This is a genomic window from Okeania sp. (assembly GCF_983059655.1).
Genome location: NZ_CEZPJD010000692.1, coordinates 1 through 4,262, shown reverse-complemented (window position 1 = coordinate 4,262; position 4,262 = coordinate 1). Strand labels below are relative to the sequence as shown.

The window sequence follows — 4,262 nt, the reverse complement described above, 5'->3', positions numbered from 1 at the left end:
GGAATGAGCTAACAACAGATATAGCATTTCGGTGCGTTACGCTAGCGCTAACACACCCTACTGGACTGACTTTGTGAGCATGAAGAGCTGAAAACAGTCAAAAGTAATATCCAAATCTTGTTTTTCCTACGGAAATGCTTACCTAAATTTCACAAACATATTCGCTCCGTTGCTGAATCAATTTTGCTACTAAACCAGTCCAACCAGTTTGATGACTCGCCCCTAAACCGGCACCATTATCGCCGTGAAAATATTCATAAAACAGAATTAAATCTTGCCAGTAGGGGTCATTTTGAAATATTTCTGTGTCACCATAAACCGGGCGTTTTCCATCTTGATCTTTGAGGAAAATTTTAATTAGTCTCGCTTCAATTTCTAATGATACTTCCCATAAATTCATCATCCGACCTGAACCTGTCGGACATTCCACTAGAAAATCTTCACCTAAATAATTATGAAATCTTTGTAGAGATTCTATCATTAAATGATTAATTGGAAACCAAATTGGACCCCGCCAATTAGAATTTCCTCCAAACATTTGACTGGTAGATTCGGCAGGTTCATAATCAACTCTATATTCTTCTCCATTAGCATTAAAAATATAGGGATTTTCGGTATGAAAATGAGATAAAGAACGAATACCATAATCGCTGAAAAATTCATTTTCATCTAACATTTTTTCGAGGATGATTCGTAGACGTTCGGGACTAACAATTGCTAATAAACGTTCTGAGTCAATACCGCAAGCTTCCATACAAGCAATATTAGCACTAAGATCTATCCTATTTGCCATAAACCATTTTACCCGTTTCTGGAATTTAGGTAATCGTTGCAAAGTTTCTGAATCAATAATTGCCACAGCAAATAATGGAATTAATCCTACTATTGAACGGATTTTTATATGTATATCTTCTTTGTCTGGTTGATGGAGAACATCATAATAAAAATTATCCGTTTCATCCCAGAGTTGAGTCCCATCTGAACCTAAATGATTCATAGCATCAACTATGTAGAGAAAATGCTCGAAAAATTTACAGGCAATATCTTCATAAACATCATTTTCTTTAGCAAGTTCCAGAGCAATAGTTAACATATCTAGACAGTACATTGCCATCCAACTTGTACCGTCTGATTGTTCAATATGACCCCCGGTTGGTAGTTCCGAACTCCGGTCAAATACTCCAATATTATCTAAGCCTAAAAAGCCTCCTTCAAACACATTATTTCCCTCAACATCTTTCTGATTTACCCACCAAGTAAAGTTGAGTAAAAGTTTTTGAAATACTCTTTCGAGAAACTTGCGATCGCTACGACCATAAAGTTCTTTTTCAATTTGATAAACTCGCCAAGTTCCCCAAGCATGAACGGGAGGGTTTACATCACTAAAATTCCACTCATAAGCTGGTAATTGACCGTTGGGATGCATAAACCATTCTCTAGTTATTAAGTCTAATTGACGTTTAGCAAAATCAGGGTCAACTATTGCTAAAGGTACGGCATGAAATGCTAAATCCCAAACAGCATACCAAGGATATTCCCACTTATCAGGCATGGAAATTACATCATCATTAAATAGATGAACCCACCCATCATTTCTAATATGTTTACGGTTTTCTGATACTGGCACTTGGGAAGGGTCGCCTTTTAGCCATTCTTCAACTATATAATGATAATATTGTTTGGTCCAGAGTAGTCCTGCAAATGCTTGACGCTGAATATTACGCCATTCATCCTTCATTTTACAAGGGGAAAGACGCTGATAAAATTCATTTGCTTCTTGAATTCTGGTTTGAAAAGTTTCTTCAAATTCTGTGTCGAAAGGCTGTTTAATTTCTGGGGAATTAGCAAGTCTTAATTTAACAATTTTAGTTTCACCTGGTTCTAGTTCTAGACGATAATGTGGTGAAAATTTAGTTCCATACATCTCTGGATTAATGGCATCTTTTTGACCGTTAACTAGATAATTATTGATGCCATCTTTGGTATAAGGAGAGTCATTTTTTTCTCCAAATAAGGTTTGTTTATTAGTCTCGTTTTCCGTGAAAAATAGCTCCATTGTCTGAGGAAAATAAAACCACCTTTTTCCTAAAGTTGGATGTTCTGTTTCAATGAGACCAGGATTTATTTTTTTGAGCATGGGTTTCTGAGATTTATTATCCCAAGACCAAGTATTTCTAAACCAAAGAGTGGGTAATAAGTGTAACGTCTTAGTTTCTGAACCTCGATTATTTACTGTAATTTTAATGAGGATATCTTCTGTTGTTGCCTTAGCGTATTCGACCAAAACATCAAAATAACGATTTTCTGCAAATATTCCTGTGTCGAGTAATTCGTATTCTGAAGATTTGCGGTCGCGCTGTTGATTTTCTGCTACTAAGTCAGCGTAAGGATAAGCACTTTGAGGATATTTATAAAGTGCCTTCATGTAACTATGACTGGGAGTATTATCTAGGTAAAAATAATATTCTTTGACATCTTCCCCATGATTTCCTTGACTTCCGGTTAAACCAAAAAGTCGTTCCTTGATAATAGGGTCTTCGCCATTCCAGAGAGCGATCGCAAAGCACAGTCGTTGATGATTATCTGAAATACCACAAATACCATCTTCTCCCCATCGATAAGCACGAGAAAGAGATTGTGCGTGGGAAAAGTAATCCCAGGCGGAACCATCTTCGCTATAGTCTTCTCTTACCGTTCCCCATTGTCTCTCACTCAAGTATGGCCCCCAGCGTCTCCAATATGCTTCATGGTTGAGGTCTGCTTCTAATCTTTGTTCTTCTTGAGTAGGTAGGTTATTGTTTTGAGTATTCATCATCATTAATATTTCGGAATAGTTGAAGATATTAATTTATTATAATTTTGCTCAACTATCTGTAACAGAATATCCCGATCATCATTTAACAGATAGGTTATTGTTTTGAGCATTCATCATAATTAATGTTTCAGAACAGTTAAAAATATAAATATCAATTTATTATAATCAGGACTTACGCATGGACGCTATTAGTAGGGTGTGTTAGCGCTAGCGTAACGCACCATTACTCTATATATAGTACCTTTGCGTAAGTCCTGATAATTTTGCTCAACTATTCTGTAACAGAATATCCCGATCATCATTTAACAGATAGGTTATTGTTTTGAGCATTCATCATAATTAATGTTTCGGAACAGTTAAAAATATAAATATCAATTTATCAGGACTTACGCAGTACAGCTATATATAGCGTATAAATTTGCCATTCACCAGATTCAGCCACTATCATTAGTGCCGTTGCGTAAGTCCTGTTTATTATAATTTTGCTCAACTATTCTGTAACACAATATCCCGATCATCATTTAACAGATAGGTTATTGTTTTGAGCATTCATCATAATTAATGTTTCGGAACAGTTAAAAATATAAATATCAATTTATTATAACTTTGCTCAACTATCTGTAACAGAATATCCCGATCATCATTTAACAGAGCTGAATAAATTGTTTGGTGGGTAGGACACGGGGACACGGAGACACGGGGACGCGGAGATGGATGGATAAGAATTGATTTTCTTTTTGATTTTTGGAAATGTCTAATAATAAAGAATAAAATCAAGTATCGTACAGAAATCATCAATTATTTCTCACTACTCCCTACTCCCTTGACTCCTCTCGGTCTAAAAAGCTTGCACTTTTTAAAGGCAAAAAAAAGCTGAAACCAATATCAGTCAATGCGCATGATATTTAATCAGCAAGCCCTACTGAACTATAAAATATGGCCGAAACAGTCTATATTCATTAAAACCCCATCATGATAGCTGAATGCTTACCCTAAACCAATAGATGAATCAAAAAAATTAACTGTTCAATTGTTTAATAGGTAAACTTAAAATTGCTAAAATCTTAGACACATTTATATCTTCTGCATTTTCAATAACTAACTCCTGATTATTAATATCCACATTTTGACCAGAAAGTCTCAGAAAACGCCAGATACGACCAGTCGTAACAGCACCATAAATACTTTCAGTTGTTCTATTTCTTGCTTGGTTAAACCTCTGTGCTGCTACCATTTCCGCAATACATTGACCTAAACCTACGTTTGTACTTTCATTTTTAGCTTCAACAATTGTGATTACAGGAGCTTCTATTTCTAAAGTAAACTCTGAAGCACTCAAAATGTAGTCACAAAACCCATTTAGCCCGCTGCTAATATCGACATTAAAATCTCTGCCAGAAAACAAACTAATTTTACCATCAAATATTTCTCTAATTTCTATCAACAA

Annotated in this window: 2 protein-coding genes; both read right to left on the bottom strand. The window is 35.4% G+C overall.

Features of this window, described 5'->3' with window-relative positions:
• Positions 1–142: 142 nt before the first annotated feature.
• The gene (locus AC3DU7_RS26750; protein ID WP_488042304.1) at positions 143–2,818 is read right to left on the bottom strand and encodes an MGH1-like glycoside hydrolase domain-containing protein; all 2,676 of its coding nucleotides are present in this window, start codon (positions 2,816–2,818) and stop codon (positions 143–145) included.
• A 1,015-nt stretch (positions 2,819–3,833) separates the two neighbouring features.
• Positions 3,834–4,262: hypothetical protein (locus AC3DU7_RS26745; protein ID WP_488042303.1), on the bottom strand; the 429-nt coding region annotated here is incomplete at its 5' end.